The 16248-nt window shown below is 65.8% G+C and carries 14 protein-coding genes; 6 read left to right on the forward strand and 8 right to left on the reverse strand.

All coding sequences use genetic code 11. The annotated features are described in order from the left end of the window. Window positions 1–40: 40 nt before the first annotated feature. The 8 genes from hslV to gshB form a co-directional block, all read right to left on the reverse strand. Complete coding sequence (gene hslV, locus DQ397_RS18440) at window positions 41–571, reverse strand: ATP-dependent protease subunit HslV (protein WP_043207181.1); 531 nt, start codon at window positions 569–571, stop codon at window positions 41–43. Between the two features lie 192 nt (window positions 572–763). Continuing rightward, window positions 764–2035, reverse strand: coding sequence for a dihydroorotase (locus DQ397_RS18445; RefSeq protein ID WP_043207184.1), 1272 nt, complete (start codon window positions 2033–2035; stop codon window positions 764–766). Continuing rightward, window positions 2032–3036, reverse strand: coding sequence for an aspartate carbamoyltransferase catalytic subunit (locus DQ397_RS18450; protein ID WP_043207186.1), 1005 nt, complete (start codon window positions 3034–3036; stop codon window positions 2032–2034). Before DQ397_RS18450 ends, DQ397_RS18445 begins: the two co-directional genes overlap by 4 nt. A 12-nt stretch (window positions 3037–3048) precedes the next feature. Then, window positions 3049–3567, reverse strand: coding sequence for a bifunctional pyr operon transcriptional regulator/uracil phosphoribosyltransferase PyrR (gene pyrR, locus DQ397_RS18455; RefSeq protein WP_043207188.1), 519 nt, complete (start codon window positions 3565–3567; stop codon window positions 3049–3051). Window positions 3568–3618: 51 nt separating this feature from the next. Further along, a complete protein-coding gene (gene ruvX / locus DQ397_RS18460) occupies window positions 3619–4044 on the reverse strand; it encodes a Holliday junction resolvase RuvX (protein WP_043207190.1) in 426 nt (141 codons plus the stop codon). Then, on the reverse strand, window positions 4044–4613 hold the full coding sequence (locus tag DQ397_RS18465) for a YqgE/AlgH family protein (RefSeq protein ID WP_043207193.1): 570 nt from the start codon (window positions 4611–4613) through the stop codon (window positions 4044–4046). Before DQ397_RS18465 ends, ruvX begins: the two co-directional genes overlap by 1 nt. 119 nt (window positions 4614–4732) lie before the next feature. After that, window positions 4733–5632 (reverse strand): energy transducer TonB, encoded by a 900-nt coding sequence (locus tag DQ397_RS18470; protein ID WP_043207195.1) that lies wholly within the window; start codon window positions 5630–5632, stop codon window positions 4733–4735. Between the two features lie 140 nt (window positions 5633–5772). Then, window positions 5773–6726: a glutathione synthase gene (gene gshB, locus DQ397_RS18475; protein WP_043207196.1), complete on the reverse strand. Its 954-nt coding sequence runs from the start codon at window positions 6724–6726 to the stop codon at window positions 5773–5775. Between the two features lie 239 nt (window positions 6727–6965). Between gshB and DQ397_RS18480 the strand changes: the two genes are divergently transcribed. The 6 genes from DQ397_RS18480 (at window position 6966) to DQ397_RS18505 (ending at window position 16164) form a co-directional block, all read left to right on the forward strand. Beyond that, complete coding sequence (locus DQ397_RS18480) at window positions 6966–7367, forward strand: PleD family two-component system response regulator (RefSeq protein ID WP_043207200.1); 402 nt, start codon at window positions 6966–6968, stop codon at window positions 7365–7367. 49 nt (window positions 7368–7416) lie between these two features. After that, on the forward strand, window positions 7417–7782 hold the full coding sequence (gene pilH / locus DQ397_RS18485) for a twitching motility response regulator PilH (RefSeq protein WP_043207202.1): 366 nt from the start codon (window positions 7417–7419) through the stop codon (window positions 7780–7782). Further along, a complete protein-coding gene (locus DQ397_RS18490; RefSeq protein ID WP_043207204.1) occupies window positions 7779–8333 on the forward strand; it encodes a chemotaxis protein CheW in 555 nt (184 codons plus the stop codon). Before pilH ends, DQ397_RS18490 begins: the two co-directional genes overlap by 4 nt. 71 nt (window positions 8334–8404) lie before the next feature. Next, entirely contained in the window at window positions 8405–10408 is a 2004-nt protein-coding gene (locus DQ397_RS18495) for a methyl-accepting chemotaxis protein (protein WP_232092099.1), read from the forward strand. Window positions 10409–10418: 10 nt separating this feature from the next. After that, window positions 10419–15710, forward strand: coding sequence for an Hpt domain-containing protein (locus tag DQ397_RS18500; RefSeq protein ID WP_043207209.1), 5292 nt, complete (start codon window positions 10419–10421; stop codon window positions 15708–15710). After that, a complete protein-coding gene (locus DQ397_RS18505) occupies window positions 15703–16164 on the forward strand; it encodes a chemotaxis protein CheW (protein ID WP_043207211.1) in 462 nt (153 codons plus the stop codon). Before DQ397_RS18500 ends, DQ397_RS18505 begins: the two co-directional genes overlap by 8 nt. Window positions 16165–16248: the final 84 nt, after the last annotated feature.

Raw genomic sequence — 16248 nt, forward strand, 5'->3', positions numbered from 1 at the left:
GAAAAGCCCTGTCACCGGGACCGGGCGCCAAAACAGCTGATCACTCGGCCAGGTCCTGCTCCTCGATGGTCAGGTTGTGGTTGGTGAACACGCAGATGTCACCGGCGATGTTCAAGGCGGTCTCGGCGATCTCGCGAGCCGAGAGGTCGGTCTTGTTCAGCAGGGCGCGCGCAGCGGCCTGGGCGTAGGCACCGCCGGAACCCATGGCGATCAAGCCGTCTTCGGGCTCGACCACGTCACCGTTGCCGGTGATGATCAGGGAGGCATCCTTGTTGGCCACGGCGAGCATGGCTTCCAGGCGGCTCAGGGAACGGTCGGTGCGCCACTCCTTGGCCAGTTCGACGGCGGCACGGATCAGGTGGCCTTGGTGTTTTTCCAGCTGGCCTTCAAAACGCTCGAACAAGGTGAAGGCATCGGCGGTGGCACCGGCGAAGCCGGCGATGACCTGGCCGTGGTACAGGCGACGGACTTTCTTCGCGTTGCCTTTCATCACGGTATTGCCGAGGGAAACCTGGCCGTCGCCGCCCATGACGACTTTGCCGTGGCGGCGGACTGAAACGATGGTAGTCAAGGGAGAGTCTCCACGCAGCGGGGCGAAAATGCCTGTTGCAGACTCATATGGGGGTGGGGGGAAGGATTTCAACCGGGGGGGATGAATGGTCGTGCCGGGCAGGGCCATCGGTGTTGCCCATTCGCGGGTAAGCCCGCTCGCACAGGCGCTAGGATCCCTGTGGAGGCGGGCTTACCCGCGAAATGGATTCGCTCAGGCCTCGTGGCAGACGTGCCCGTCGACCAAGGTATAACGCACCGCGCCCGGCAGGCAGTGGCCGATGAACGGGCAGTTCTCGCCGCGCGAGAACCATTGCTCGCCCGCGACCGTGGAAGCGTTCGGGTCGAACAGCACCAGGTCCGCCGCTGCGCCGACCTTGAGCTCGCCGGCCGGCAGACGCATGGCCGCCGCCGGGCCGCTGCTCAGGCGGGCCAGCAAGGTCGGCAGGTCGAGCAGGCCGTCTTCGACCAGCGTCATGGCCAATGGCAGCAGCAGCTCGACGCTGCTGATCCCAGGCTCCGTGGCACCGAACGGTGCCAGTTTGGCGTCACGCTCGTGGGGTTGGTGGTGGCTGGAGATCGCCTGGATCACACCCGATTTGACCGCCTCGCGCAGCCCATCGCGGTCGGCGGCGGTGCGCAGCGGCGGTTGCACGTGATAAAGGCTGGAGAAGTCGCGCAGCGCCTCGTCGGTGAGAATCAGCTGGTACAGCGCCACATCGGCGGTGACCGGCAGGCCAAGCTGCTGGGCCTGGGCGATCAGTCGTGCACCGCGGGCGCTGGTGATCTGGCTGAAGTGCGCGCGTACGCCAGTTTGTTCGACCAGCAGTAGGTTTCGCGCCAGGGCCACGGTCTCGGCAGTCTCGGGGATGCCCGGCAGGCCGAGGAAGCTCGCCATCGGGCCTTCGTGGGCCAGGCCGCCCTGGGCCAGGTCGCGGTCCTGGGAGTGGAAAACCACGGTCAGGTCGAAGGTGGCGGCATATTCCAGCGCGCGGGCCAGGGTGCGGTTGTTCGGGATTTCCTTCAGGCCGTTGCCGAAGGCCACGCAGCCGGTGTCGCGCAAGGCGACCAGCTCGGCCAGTTGCTCGCCTTCCAGGCCCTTGGTCAAGGCGCCGATCGGGTAGACCTTGCTGTTGGCCGCTTCACGGGCGCGGTCGAGGATCAGTTCGGCCACGGCCGAGGTGTCCAGCACCGGTTTGGTCTGCGGCGGGCAGCACAAACTGGTGACACCACCGGCGACCGCAGCGCGGGTCTCGCTGGCGATGTTGCCCTTGCGGCTGTATCCCGGCTCGCGCAGGGAGACGCCGAGGTCGACCAGGCCCGGGGCTGCCACCAGGCCGTCGGCCTGGATCGTGCGGTTGGCAGTGAAGCCGGCGGGTGCTGCACCGATGGCCGCGATGCGACCGCCGTCGAGGTGCAGGTCAGTGATGGTGTCCAGGCCGCTGGCAGGATCGATGACCCGGGCGCCGATAATGCTGATGGTCACTGGGCGTTCTCCTGGTCGAATTGACGTTGCGCGGTCTGGCCGCTCATGGCCATGGACAGCACGGCCATGCGCACGGCGATGCCGTAGGTCACCTGGTTGAGGATCACCGAGTGCTGACCGTCGGCTACCGCCGACTCGATCTCCACCCCACGGTTGATCGGACCGGGGTGCATGACGATGGCATCGGGCTTGGCGCCGGCCAGGCGTGCGGTGGTCAGGCCGAACAGGCGGTAGAACTCGCCCTCGCTGGGCAGCAGGCCGCCGGCCATGCGTTCGCGCTGCAGGCGCAGCATGATCACCACGTCGACATCTTTCAGGCCCTGGGCCAGGTCGGTGTAGACCTTCACTCCGTACTGCTCGATACCCACCGGGATCAGAGTCTTGGGGCCGACCACGCGGATGTCGGGGCAACCGAGGGCCTTGAGCGCCAGCATGTCGGAGCGGGCCACGCGCGAGTGCAGGATGTCGCCGACGATGGCCACCGAGAGGTTCTCGAAGCTGCCTTTGTGGCGACGGATGGTCAGCATGTCGAGCATGCCCTGGGTCGGGTGCGCATGGCGGCCGTCACCGCCGTTGATCACGGCGACTTCCGGGCAGACATGCTCGGCGATGAAGTGGGCGGCGCCCGAGTCGGAGTGGCGCACGACGAACATGTCGGCGGCCATGGCTTCGAGGTTACGCAGTGTGTCGAACAAGGTCTCGCCCTTGCTGGTCGAGGAGGTCGACACGTTCAGGCTGATCACGTCCGCCGACAGGCGCTGGGCGGCCAGCTCGAAGGTGGTGCGGGTACGGGTGGAGTTTTCGAAGAACACGTTGCAGACGGTCTTGCCGCGCAGCAACGGGACTTTTTTCACGGCCCGGGCGCCGACTTCCAGGAAGGAGTCGGCGGTGTCGAGGATCTCGGTCAGCAGTTCGCGGGGCAAACCGTCGAGCGAGAGAAAGTGGCGCAGCTGGCCCTGGTCATTGAGCTGCAGCGGGCGCTTGGCGTCGAATGGCGTCATCGCGAGGGACTCTTAAAGGGCGGAAGCGGTGGCGAGGTCCTGGCGCTCGAGGACGAGCGGTGCCGGTCCGGTCAATTTTACCCGTTCAGTGGGCGCCAGTTGCAAGGTGGCGCCCAGCACGTTCGGGCGGATCGGCAATTCGCCGGCGTCCAGGTCCAGCAGGCAGACCAGGGTGACGCTGGCCGGGCGGCCATAATCGAACAGTTCATTGAGCGCGGCGCGGATGGTGCGACCGCTCATCAGCACGTCGTCCACCAGCACCAGGTGCTGGCCTTCGATTTCGAAGGGCAGCTCGGACGGACGCACTTGCGGGTGCAGGCCGTTCTGGCTGAAGTCGTCGCGGTAGAAGGACACGTCCAGGGTGCCCAGCGGGCTGCTGTCGCCCAGCTCCTGCTGCAGGGCCTGGGCTACCCATACGCCGCCGGTGCGGATGCCGATGAAGCGCGGCTCGGTGATAGTGCGACGGGCCAGGTGGGCGCGAAGGTCGACGGCCATCTGCCGGATCAGGTCGGCGGGATTGGGTAGGCTCATTGCGTGCTCCTCGGAAGGGGGGCGCCGGGCTGGGCCGGCGGCGAAGCGGATTTAAGTATTGGCCTCCAGCCAGCCCTGCAGGAGCAGGGCGGCGGCAATGGCATCGACCGGGTTGTCGCGGTAGCTGCCATGGCGCATGCCTCGGGCCATCTGCTCGCCCTTGGCTTCGAAGGTGGTCAGACGCTCGTCATGAGTGTGCACAGGCAGGTTGTAGCGGCCATGCAGGCGCCGGGCGAACTTCTCGGCCCGGGCGCTCATTTCGCTGGGCGTGCCGTCCATGTTCAGCGGCAGGCCGACGACGATGGCGTCGGGCTTCCATTCGGTGATGAGCTTTTCCACCTGGGCCCAGTCCGGGACGCCGTTCTGGGCTTTAAGCGTGCACAATTCGCGGGCCTGGCCGGTGACCACCTGGCCGACGGCCACGCCGATCTGTTTGCTGCCATAGTCGAAGCCCAGCAGCAGGCGCAGCTCGGCCATCAGGCGTGACCCGCTTGGCTGGTCAGCAGGCTGAGGTTGATCCCCAGGCTGGCGGCGGCTGCCTCGAGGCGCTGCTCGCTGGCCAGTCCGAAGATGATCTCGGCGTCGAAGGGGCAGTTGAGCCAGGCGTTGTCGGCAAGCTCGGCTTCCAGTTGGCCGGCTTCCCAACCGGCATAACCCAAGGTGATCAGGCTCTGCTTGGGCCCTACGCCTTCGGCGATGGCGAACAGCACGTCCTGGGAGGTCGAGAGCGACAGCCCCTGCAGCTCCACCGTGGCCTGATAACTGCAGTCGCTGCTGTGCAACACGAAGCCGCGATCGGTCTGCACCGGGCCACCCTGGTAGATCGGCACCTGCAGGGTGCTGGCCGGTGGCTCCTCATCCGGGCGTAGCTGCTCCAGGATGTCGGCCAGGTTCAGCTCCTGCGGGCGGTTGATCACCAGGCCCATGGCGCCGTTGGCGTTGTGCTCGACAATATAGGTGAGGGTCTGGGCAAAGTTCGGATCGACCATGTGCGGCATGGCGATCAGGAACTGATGCTTGAGGTAGCTCGGGCTGAGGGTTTTCATGAGTGATAGTGTGGCGTCAGCTGGGCTCGGCTTCAAGCTGCAAGCTTCAAGCGGCAAGAAAAAGCACGGCTGTGCATGCCCGCGCTTTTTTCTTGCCGTTTGAGGCGTGTGACGTGCGGCTAGTTACTGGACAACCGGTCCCCGCGGGCGAAGCGCCAGGTACGGATGATCTCCAGGCGGTCGAACTCCGCCAGGTCGCCTGTGAACGGTGCAAACGGCGCAGCCAGACGGACGATGCGTTGGGCCGCCTGGTCGAGCACCGGCTGACCAGAGGATTCGAGCACCAGCACTTCGTACAGCGAGCCGTCGCGGTTGATCGAGACCATCATCCGCAAGTTGCCGTAGATCTGTTGGCGTCGCGCTTCTTCGGGATAATTGAGGTTGCCCACGCGCTCCACCTTCTTGCGCCATTCTTCCTTGTACCAGGCGCCTTTGTCGCGCATGGTCGAGGCTGCGTTGAGGCGATGGATGCGCGGGCGCTTGGCATACATCTGCTGTTCGTTGGACAGCTCCGCCTCGAGGCTGGCGATCTGGCTGGAGAGCTGCGAACTGTCGAAGTCCGGCACCGCTGCCTGGGGCTTGGGCTGCGCCTTGCTTTCCTTGGGCTTGGGCTCGACCTTCTGCACCTTGGGCGCCTTGGTGGCCACCGCGGACTTCTGCGGCGGGGGCGGGGTTTCCTGGCGAGCGGCTGGCGGTGGGGTGATCTTGTTGATCTTGCTGTCCTGGAAGGGCGCGACCTCGGTGGTCTTGGGTACGGCTTTCTTTTCCAGGGTGCCGCTGCCTTGCTGGTTGTCCTGGGCCTGGAAGTCGGCCTTCTCGGGCGGCTTCTCGCTCTTGAAGGTGGCCAGGGTGATGTCCATCGTGTGGCGGATTTCGCTGGGCTTGCTGATGGTGAAACCCACGCCGAGGATCAGCGCCAGGTGCACCAAGGCAGCCAGGAACAGGGTGAAGCCAAGCCGGTCCACCGGGCGGACGCGGGGTGGGAGCAGGTCGGCAGGGATGTCGGCAGGCAGCGTCATCAGGTATCCAAGGGCAGCTTCGAATCACAAGCTGCAAGCTTCAAGTAAAAGCGGCCCGGTGCAGGCCTGCCCGTACGTGCAGCTTGCAGCTTGAAGCTGCGCATCATACCCCACTGCGTGGCATTGCCACGTGTCCTCGGTCAGCGCGCCTTGAGCTTGCGATCAATGGCGTCCATCAGCTGGGCCCCGATGTGGGTGTCGTAGGCGGCGTCGATTTCGCGAATGCAGGTCGGGCTGGTGACGTTGATCTCGGTCAGGTAGTCGCCGATCACGTCCAGGCCGACGAACAGCAGGCCCTTCTCGCGCAGGGTCGGGCCAACTTGGGCGGCGATCCAGCGATCGCGCTCGGTCAGCGGGCGGGCTTCGCCTCGACCGCCAGCGGCCAGGTTGCCACGGGTCTCGCCGCTGGCCGGGATGCGCGCCAGGCAGTAGGGCACCGGTTCGCCGTCGATCATCAGGATGCGCTTGTCGCCGTCCTTGATCTGCGGGAGGTATTCCTGGGCCATGATCTGCTGGGTGCCATGCTGGGTGAGGGTCTCGAGGATCACCGACAGGTTGGGGTCGTCCTTGCGGTGGCGGAACACCGAGGCACCGCCCATGCCGTCCAGCGGCTTGAGGATCACGTCGCCACGGCTGTCGGCGAACTCACGCAGGATGTCCACGCGGCGGCTGACCAGCGTGGGCGCCATGCACTGCGGGAACTGGGTGGCGAACAGCTTCTCGTTGCAATCGCGCAGGCTCTGCGGGCGGTTGACCACCAGCACGCCTTCGCGCTCGGCCTGCTCCAGCAGGTAGGTGCTGTAGACGAACTCCATGTCGAAGGGCGGATCCTTGCGCATCAGGACCACATCCAGCTCGCTCAGGGCGCTGTCCTGCTCCTCGCCCAGTTCGAACCAGCGGGCCGGATCGGCGAACACCTTCAGGGGGCGCATCTGGGCCCGGGCCTGGCCCGCGCCCAGGTAAAGGTCGCGCTGCTCCATGTAGAACAGGCTCCAGCCACGTTCCTGGGCCGCCAGCAGCATGGCCAGCGAGCTGTCCTTTTTGTAGGAGATGGACGCGATAGGGTCCATGACAATCCCGAGGCGAACGCTCATGGGGTGGTTCCTCTTGGCGGCGCGGGGCCGCGGTGATTCGAAAGAAAAGTGGCTCAGGGTGGCGCCGGGAGCGCCGATGGTCAAGGGGTTCGGCGGATGGAATGGCTATCCGGAGTGTGCTAAAAGTGCAGCTGCAAGCCTTGAACTACAAGCCTTGAGAAAAACCAGCCATGCGTCGGCGCGCTTTTTCTCGCAGCTTGATGCTTGCAACTGCAGCTAATTCCCACTGGTAGGCAACTATGGAACAACCCCTGAAGGTGATGGTGATCGACGATTCGCGCACGATCCGCCGCACCGCACAGATGTTGCTCGGCGAGGCCGGCTGCGAGGTGATCACCGCCAGTGATGGTTTCGATGCCCTGGCCAAGATCGTCGACCACAAGCCCCAGGTCATCTTCGTCGATGTACTGATGCCTCGCCTGGATGGCTACCAGACCTGCGCGGTGATCAAGCAGAACAGCACCTTCAAGGATACCCCGGTCATCCTGCTGTCCTCGCGCGACGGCCTGTTCGACAAGGCCCGCGGTCGGGTGGTCGGCTCAGACCAGTTCCTGACCAAGCCATTCAGCAAGGAAGAACTGCTCGATGCGATCAGGGCTCATGTGCCCGGTTTCGTCGTGCAAGAACAACACGCACCCTGACACCGCCGCGCCTGGCGGCGTCTTCTTTTCCTTTAAATGGGGAAACAGCATGGCCCGAGTTTTGATCGTCGACGATTCGCCGACAGAGATGTACAGACTGACCGCCTGGCTGGAGAAGCATGGCCACCAGGTGCTCAAGGCCGACAACGGCGCCGATGGCGTGGCCCTGGCCCGTCAGGAGAAACCCGACGCGGTGCTGATGGACATCGTCATGCCGGGCATGAATGGTTTTCAGGCTACCCGTCAGCTGAGCAAGGACCCTGAGACCCGCGCCATTCCGGTGATCGTGGTCACCACCAAGGACCAGGAAACCGACCGGGTCTGGGCCACACGCCAGGGCGCGCGCGACTTCCTGACCAAGCCTGTGGAAGAGGCGGCCCTGATCAGCAAACTCAAAGAAGTGCTCGGGGCTTGACCACCCGCCCCCATGGCGCGTCGCTGACCGCCTTCGAGTTGTTGCTGGACATCGACCGGCGTTGTCGCCTGTTGGTAGCGGACCAGCCCTTGCAAGACACCCGCTTGCAGCAATGGAGCGGCATTGGGTTTCGCATTGCCGGGCAGTGGTTCGTGGCCCCCATGGGCGAAGTCGCCGAGGTCCTGCATGAGCCGCGCACTAGCCGGGTCCCCGGCGTGCAGCCCTGGGTCTGCGGTGTGGCCAATCTGCGTGGCCGGCTGCTGCCGGTTATGGACTTGAGCGCCTTCTTCGGCCTAGGCCCTGCGGCGGCGGGCAAGCAGCGGCGTGTGTTGGTGCTGGACCACGAAGAACTGTTCGCCGGCCTGTTGGTGGACGAAGTCCTGGGCCTTCAACACTTTGCCCTGAGCAGTCTGGAGCTGTCGCCACCGCAGCCCTTGCTGCGTGCCGCGGCGCCCTTCGTCCAGGGGCATTTTCCCCGTGAACGCAATTGGGCGATCTTCAGCCCGTTCGCCCTGGCCCAGGCGCCAGGCTTTCTCGACGTGGCGTTGTAGAGGATGCTTCGACCGTGAACAAACCCGCCACCCCCGTCGCTCCGGTTGCCGAAAGCCAGCGCAGCCGCAGTATTGCGCAGATCACCGCACTGTTTTTGGTGCTCATCCTGGCGATCATCCTGCTGTTCGCCAACTTCGCGTACCTCAATACCCAGTCCAACTACGACAAACAGTACATCGGCCACGCCGGCGAGTTGCGCGTGCTGTCCCAGCGCATCGCCAAGAACGCCACCGAAGCGGCGGCCGGCAAGGCCCTGGCGTTCAAGCTGCTGTCCGATGCGCGCAATGACTTCGAGCGGCGCTGGCGTTATCTGCGCGAGGGCGACAAGGCCACCGGGCTGCCGCCGGCGCCGCTGACCGTGCGGGACGAGATGGACGCGGTCCGTCAGGACTGGGACAACCTGCGCAAGAATACCGACACCATCCTGGCCAGCGAGCAGACCGTGCTGTCGCTGCACCAAGTGGCGGCAACGCTGGCCGAGACCGTGCCTCAGTTGCAGGTCGAATACGAAAAAGTAGTGGAGATCCTCCTGCAGAGCGGAGCGCCGGCGAGCCAGGTGGCGGTGGCCCAGCGTCAGTTGCTGTTGGCCGAGCGCATTCTGGGTTCGGTCAATACCGTGCTGGCCGGCGATGACACCTCGGTACAGGCCGCCGATGCCTTTGGCCGCGACGCCAGCCGTTTCGGCCAGGTGCTCGAAGGCATGCTCGGCGGCAACCCGGCGATTCACGTGACCAAGGTCGAGGACGCCGATGCTCGCGCCCGCCTCGCGGAGATCGCCGAACTGTTCCAGTTCGTCTCCGGGTCCGTGGACGAGATCCTCGAAACGTCGCCTGAACTGCTGCGCGTGCGCGAGGCGGCCGGCAATATCTTCAGTCTGTCGCAAACCTTGCTCGATGAAGCCTCGCACCTGGCCAACAGCTTCGAGAACCTGGCCAGCGGGCGCACCCTGGCTACTGTCGGTGGCTATCTGCTGGGGTTGGTGGCGCTGGCTTCGATCATCCTCATCGGCCTGGTGATGGTGCGCGCCACCCACCGCCAGTTGCGCGAGACCGCCGAGAAGAACGAGCGCAACCAGCAAGCGATCATGCGTCTGCTGGATGAGATCGAGGAGCTGGCCGATGGCGACCTCACCGTCACGGTGTCGGTCACTGAGGACTTCACCGGCGCCATTGCCGATTCGATCAATTATTCGGTCGACCAGTTGCGCGACCTGGTGGCCACCATCAATCACAGTGCCGAGCAGGTCGCCGCCGCCGTGCAGGACACCCAGAACACAGCGCGCCAGCTGGCCAAGGCCTCCGAACACCAGGCCGAGCAGATCAGCGAGGCGTCCCTGGCGGTCGGCGACATGGTCGAGTCGATCGACCGTGTGTCCTCCCACGCCTACGAATCGGCCAAGGTGGCCGAGCGTTCGGTGGCCATTGCCAACAAGGGCAACGAGGTGGTGCACAACACCATCCACGGCATGGACAACATCCGCGAGCAGATCCAGGACACCGCCAAGCGGATCAAACGCCTGGGCGAGTCTTCCCAGGAGATCGGCGATATCGTCAGCCTGATCGACGACATTGCCGACCAGACCAACATCCTTGCGCTCAATGCCGCGATCCAGGCCTCCCTCGCTGGCGAGGCCGGGCGTGGTTTTGCGGTGGTCGCCGACGAAGTTCAGCGCCTGGCCGAGCGCTCCTCGTCGGCTACTCGGCAAATCGAGGCGCTGGTGCGGACCATCCAGGTCGACACCAACGAGGCGGTGATCTCCATGGAGCAAACCACCGCCGAGGTGGTGCGCGGTGCGCGCCTGGCCCAGGACGCCGGGGTGGCGCTGGCCGAGATCGAAGGCGTATCGCAGACCCTCGCCGAGCTGATCCACAGCATCTCCGACGCAGCCCAGTTGCAGACCTCCTCGGCCGGGCAGATCTCCCACACCATGGCGGTGATCCAGCAGATCACCGCCCAGACCTCGGCCGGTTCCAGCGCCACCGCCGACAGCATCCGCCACTTGGCGCGCATGGCCAGCGAGATGCGTCGTTCGGTCTCCGGTTTTACCCTGCCGGCACCCGCCGAGCGGCGTTGAGGAGCGACAGATGGCTGCTTCAGCAGTGAGCCCCGAGCGCCACGACACCGTCGCCCTGGCGTGGGTCAAGGCGCCGATCCTCGATTGCCTGGGCCAGGCCCGTCAGGCCCTGGAGCGATTCGCCAGCGAACCGGGCGATCCGGCGATGCTGGCTTTCTTCGTCGACAACCTGCATCAGGTCCAGGGTTGCCTGCGCATGCTCGAACTGCGCGGTGCAGCGCACCTGGCCGAGGAGCTGGAGCTGCTGGGCCGGGCCATGGCCGATGGTCAGGTCAGCCCCCGAGGCGATTGTCTGGGTGCGCTGTTCCGCGGGCTCGAGCAATTGCCGCCGTATCTGGAACGGCTGCGCGGCTCGCGACACGACCTGCCGTTGGTGGTGGTGCCGCTGCTCAACCAACTGCGCGGCTGCCGTGGCGTCGAGCCGTTGCCCCAGGGCAGCCTGGTCGGCGGCGTGGCGCAGCGTCTGGCTGGGGCGGCGGACCTGGCGGATTTGGACCTGTCCCTGGGCAACTGGCGCGAACATTTGCAGGCCGGCCACGGACGCGACGCCCTGCGCTCGGTGGTGACGGCACTGTGCGATGACCTGATGCGCATCAAGGACCGACTCGATCAGTACATGCGCGGCGATCGTGAGCAGCGTGAGCAACTGGAGGCCCTGCTGGCGCCGTTGCGCCAGGTCGCCGATACCTTGGCGGTGCTCGCCTTCCAGCAGCCGCGTCGGGTGATCATCGACCAAGTACTGGTGCTGCAGGCCCTGGCCCAAGGCGAGCAGGCGGTGGACGACGCCGTGCTGATGGATGTGGCCGGCGCCCTGCTGTACGTGGAGGCCACCCTCAACGGCATGGTCGGCCCGCTGGAGGAAACCGGCCAGGGCGGCCTGCCGGGCGCGGACCTGACGGAGATCCGCCAGCTGGTACTCAATGAGTCCCTGGCGGTGCTGCAACAGGCCAAGGACTTGATCGGCGATTGCCTGGAGTCGGGCTGGCCGGCAGAACGCTTGCAGCCGCTGCCGGGGCTTTTGCACCAGATCCGTGGCGCGCTGACGATGCTCATGTGGCCGGAGGCCGCCGAGGTGTTCGGTGGCTGCGCAGGTTATGTGCAGGGTTGGCTGTCGCATCTGGAGCAGCCGCCACCTGCAGACGAGCTGGCGCATCTGGCCGAAGCCTTGAGCGCTGGCGAGTGCTATGTGCAATGGCGGGTGGCCGATCCGCTGGTCGATGCCCAACCATTCATCGACAGGGCGCGGGCCAGCCTGGCGGCGCTGGGTGTGTCGTGCGGGCAGGCCGAGGCTCGCGTCGAGTTCGAAGCGGTCGATGAAGAATTGCGGGATGTCTTCCTCGAAGAGGCCGGCGAGCTGCTTCCGGAAATCGAACGCCACTGGCTGCGTTGGCGCGCCGACAATGCCTTGCGCGAGGCCCTGGTCGAGGTGCGTCGAGCCCTGCATACCCTCAAAGGCAGTGGTCGCATGGTCCATGCCGAGGCGCTGGCCGAGCTTGCCTGGGGCGCCGAGCACTTGCTCAACCGTGTACTGGAAGGGCGGATCACCCTTGGCGCCGAAGGGGTGCTGGCCCTGCAACAGGTGTTCGTCCGGCTCCCGGACTTGCTCGCCGACTTCGCGGTGGGCCATCTGCCGTCGCGGGTCGAGGTCGAGCCGTTAGCCGGCCACTTGCATCATCTGGCGATCAATGATGTGCCGGCGCCGGCGCCGGCGCAGGTCGACGGGCTCGACCCACAATTGTTGGCGATCTTCGGCAACGAGGCCCAAGGCCATCTCGCCAGTCTGGAGACGTTCCTGCGCGATGCCGATGGCCATGGCACGCCCGTCAACGACAGCCTGCAGCGCGCACTGCATACCTTGAAGGGCAGCGCGGCGATGGCGGGCGTCATGCCGATCGCCGAGCTGGCCACCGCCTTCGATCGACTGGTGCGTGAGTACAAAGGCCACGAACTGCCCTTGCAGGTGGCGGAGCTGGAGTGGCTGGAGGCGGCCCGCGCCTTGTTCCACCTCGGCCTTGCGCAACTGGGTAGCACGCCGTTGGCCCCTATCCCGGGGGCGGCGCAGTTGATCGAGGAGGTCGGGCAGTCGGTGGATGTGCGCCTGGCCTTCCTGCAGCAGGACCCACAGCACAGCCATCGACCCAAGCGCGATCCGCAGCGAATCGCCGCGTTCCTGACCCAGGGTATGGATATCCTGCTCGAGGCCGAGGCGCTGCTGTCGCGTTGGCAGGCGCAACCCGGCGACCGCTCGGTCTTGGAAACGCTGCTGGACGAGTTGACCACCCTCGGCCAGTCGGCGTACCTGGCCGAGTTGTGGCAGGTGGATGAAGTCTGCGAGGCGTTGCTTGACCTGTATGGCGCGGTGGAAGAGGGCAGTCTGGCCGCCAGCCCGCGATTCTTTGCCCTGGCCCAGCAGGCCCATGAGGCGCTGCTCGACATGTTCGACGAAATAGCTGCCGGCCAGGCGCTCAGCGCCCGCGTCGATTGCATCGCGGCCATGCGCGGCCTGTTGGACGACGCCCTGGACCCCGGGATCATGGGCGTGGTGGGCCAGGATGCGGTGGCACCGCTGGCGGTCTACCCGACAGCGAACGATCCTGCATTGGTGCAACTGTTCCTCGACGAGGCGGGCGATATCCTCGATGGCGCCGACCAGGCATTGGCGCAATGGGCTCAAGACCCGGACAACCACTCGGCACTGTCGACCCTGCAGCACGACCTCCAGACCCTCAAAGGCGGTGCGCAGATGGCTGGCGTGGGTGCGGTGGAGGTGTTGGCCCACGCGCTGGTCGCGCTTTACGAGGGCCTGGTGGACCGCCGCCTGGGGGCTACTGCCGAGCTGCTCGATCTGTTGCGGCGCGGCCACCAGACCCTCGGGCAGATGCTGCACGCGCTGCGCGAAGGGCAGGCGCCGGCTTCGGCAACGGCGCTCCTGGGCGAGCTGCGCGAGTACCGCCATGCCCCACCTGCGCCTGCTGCCGCCGAGGCAGCGGCGGACGAAGCCCAACGCTCGAGCGATAACGAACTGCTCGAGGTCTTTCTCGAAGAAAGTTCGGATATCGTCGAAAGCGCCGCTGCGGCCCTGGCGCGCTGGCAGGCCGATCCGCGTAACAGCGTCGAGGTGGAGAACCTGCTGCGTGATCTGCATACCCTCAAGGGGGGCGCGCGGATGGTCGAGATCGCCGCTATCGGCGATCTGGCCCATGAACTGGAATTCTTGTACGAACTGCTCGCCGCCGGCCGCTTGCCGCCGAGCCCGGCGCTGTTCTCCTTGCTGCAAAACTGCCATGACCGTCTGGCACACATGCTCGACGCCGTGCGCCTCGGCCAGCCCCTGCACGCAGCCACGGCGCTGATCGACTATATCCGCAACTTCAGCAGTGCCGCGTTGACCGACAGCGCGGCCGGCCAGGTCCCGGTCGAAGCGCCGTCGCCGGAGGCGCCGGCCGCCGCGCCGGAGCGCGCGCCGGGCGACATGGTCAAGGTGGACGCCGAGCTGCTGGACGATTTGGGCAACCTGGCCAGTGAGCACTCTGTTATTCGCGGGCGCATCGAGCAGCAGGTCAACGATGCCCAATTCGCCCTCAACGAGATGGAAACAACGCTCGAGCGCATGCGCGACCAGCTGCTGCGCCTGGATATCGAGACCCAAGGACGGATGTCCAGCCGCTACCAGGCCGAGGGCGATGCGTACGAGGATTTCGACCCGCTGGAGATGGACCGCCATTCCCAGTTGCAGCAGTTGTCCCAGGCGTTGTTCGAGTCGGCTTCGGACCTGCTCGACCTCAAGGAAACCCTCGCCCAGCGTGCCCAGGAAGCCTACAGCCTGCTCCAGCAGCAGGCGCGGGTGAACAGTCAATTGCAAGAAGGTCTCACGGCCACCTTGATGGTGCCCTTCGAACGCTTGGTACCGCGTCTGCAGCGGGTGGTCCGCCAGGTGGCCAGCGAGCTGGGCAAGCAGGTCGAACTGGTGGTGGGCAACGCCGAGGGCGAGCTGGACCGCAGCGTGCTCGAGCGCATGGTGGCGCCTCTGGAGCACATGCTGCGCAACGCCGTGGACCACGGCCTGGAGTCGCGCGAAGCGCGTCTGGCGGCGGGCAAGCCGGAACAGGGCACCATCCATCTGAACTTGCTGCACGAAGGCGCCGATATCGTCATCGAGATGAGCGACGACGGGGCCGGAGTGCCCCTGGAGGCGGTGCGCAACAAGGCCATCAAGCGTGGCCTGCTGGACCCGCAAGCATACTTGAGCGATCACGAGATCCTGCAATTCATCCTGCGTCCGGGCTTTTCTACCGCTGAGAAGATCACCCAGATCTCTGGCCGAGGCCTGGGGATGGACGTGGTGCATGAGGAGGTCAAGCAGTTGGGCGGCTCGATGAGCATCGAGTCGAGCCCGGGCAAAGGCGCGCGATTCTTGATCCGCTTGCCGTTCACCGTGTCGGTGAACCGAGCGCTGATGGTGCACCTGGGCGAGGAGCAGTACGCAATCCCGCTCAATACCATCGAAGGCATCGTGCGCGTGCCGCCCGCTGAGCTTGAGGCTTGTTACCAGCTGAGCGCACCGCGCTATGCCTATGCCGGTCACGAGTACGACCTGCGCTATCTCGGGGAGGTGCTCCAGGGCGGTGTGCCTCGGCCAAGTCTGCTGGGGCAAAGCGTGCCATTGCCTGTGTTGCTGGTGCATTCCCAGGAGCAGTCGTTCGCCATCCAGGTGGACAGCCTGTCGCCAAGCCGAGAGATCGTGGTCAAGAGCCTGGGGCCGCAGTTCGCGGCGGTGCCTGGGCTGTCCGGCGCGACCTTGCTGGGGGATGGCCGGGTAGTGCTGATTCTCGATTTGCTCGGCCAGTTGCGCGGGCAGCAGCGGCGTCTGGCGCGCCTGCCGGGTGGCTACGGGGGGCCGCGTCCGGTGTTTGGCCCGGCACCGCGTCAGCGTCTGCTGGTGATGGTGGTGGACGACTCGGTCACCGTGCGCAAAGTCACCAGTCGTCTACTGGAGCGCCACGGTATGAGTGTGCTGACGGCCAAGGACGGTGTGGATGCCATGGCCTTGCTGGAGGAGCACCGCCCCGATGTGCTGCTGCTGGACATCGAGATGCCGCGCATGGACGGCTTCGAGGTGGCCACGCGCATCCGCCGCGATGTCCGTCTGAAGGATCTGCCCATCATCATGATCACCTCGCGTACCGGCCAGAAACACCGCGACAGGGCCATGGCCATCGGCGTCAACGACTACTTGGGCAAGCCTTATCAGGAGTCGGTCCTGTTGCAGAGCATCGCCCATTGGAGCCAACCCCATGCTTGAATACATCGCCGGCCAGCGCAGCAGCCTGACCGGTCTGCTACTGCCTTTGAGCGACCGCACCCTGGTGCTGCCCAATGTGGCGGTGGCCGAGCTGATCGGCCAGCGCACCTTCGCCTGCCAGGCGGGCGACCCGGCCTGGCACCTGGGCTGGATCGACTGGCGTCAGCAGCGCTTGCCGCTGATCGGCCTGGAGGCCGCCTGTGGCGGCGAGACCGTTTGTGGCGAGCGGGCACGGGTGGTGGTGCTCAACGCGCTGGGCGATACCGGCCTGCGCTACCTGGCGTTGCTACTGCAGGACATCCCACGCTCCTGCAAGCTGGACAGCCAGCTCAACTATGTGGATGTCCCCTTGGCGAGCCTGGAGCTGGCGGCGGTGCAGGTCGGCGAGCAGGTGGCGCGGGTACCTGACTTGGCGGCGCTGGAGCGCATGGTGCGTGACGCGGATCTTCACTAGCTTCAAGTTGTAAGCTTCAAGCGGCAAGCTAGCTGTGTCGGGGGCGTCCCCGTGCTTTGCTTGAGGCTTACAGCTTGAAACTTG

The sequence above is a fragment of the Pseudomonas sp. CK-NBRI-02 genome, assembly GCF_008124495.1.
GTDB lineage: Bacteria > Pseudomonadota > Gammaproteobacteria > Pseudomonadales > Pseudomonadaceae > Aquipseudomonas > Aquipseudomonas guariconensis.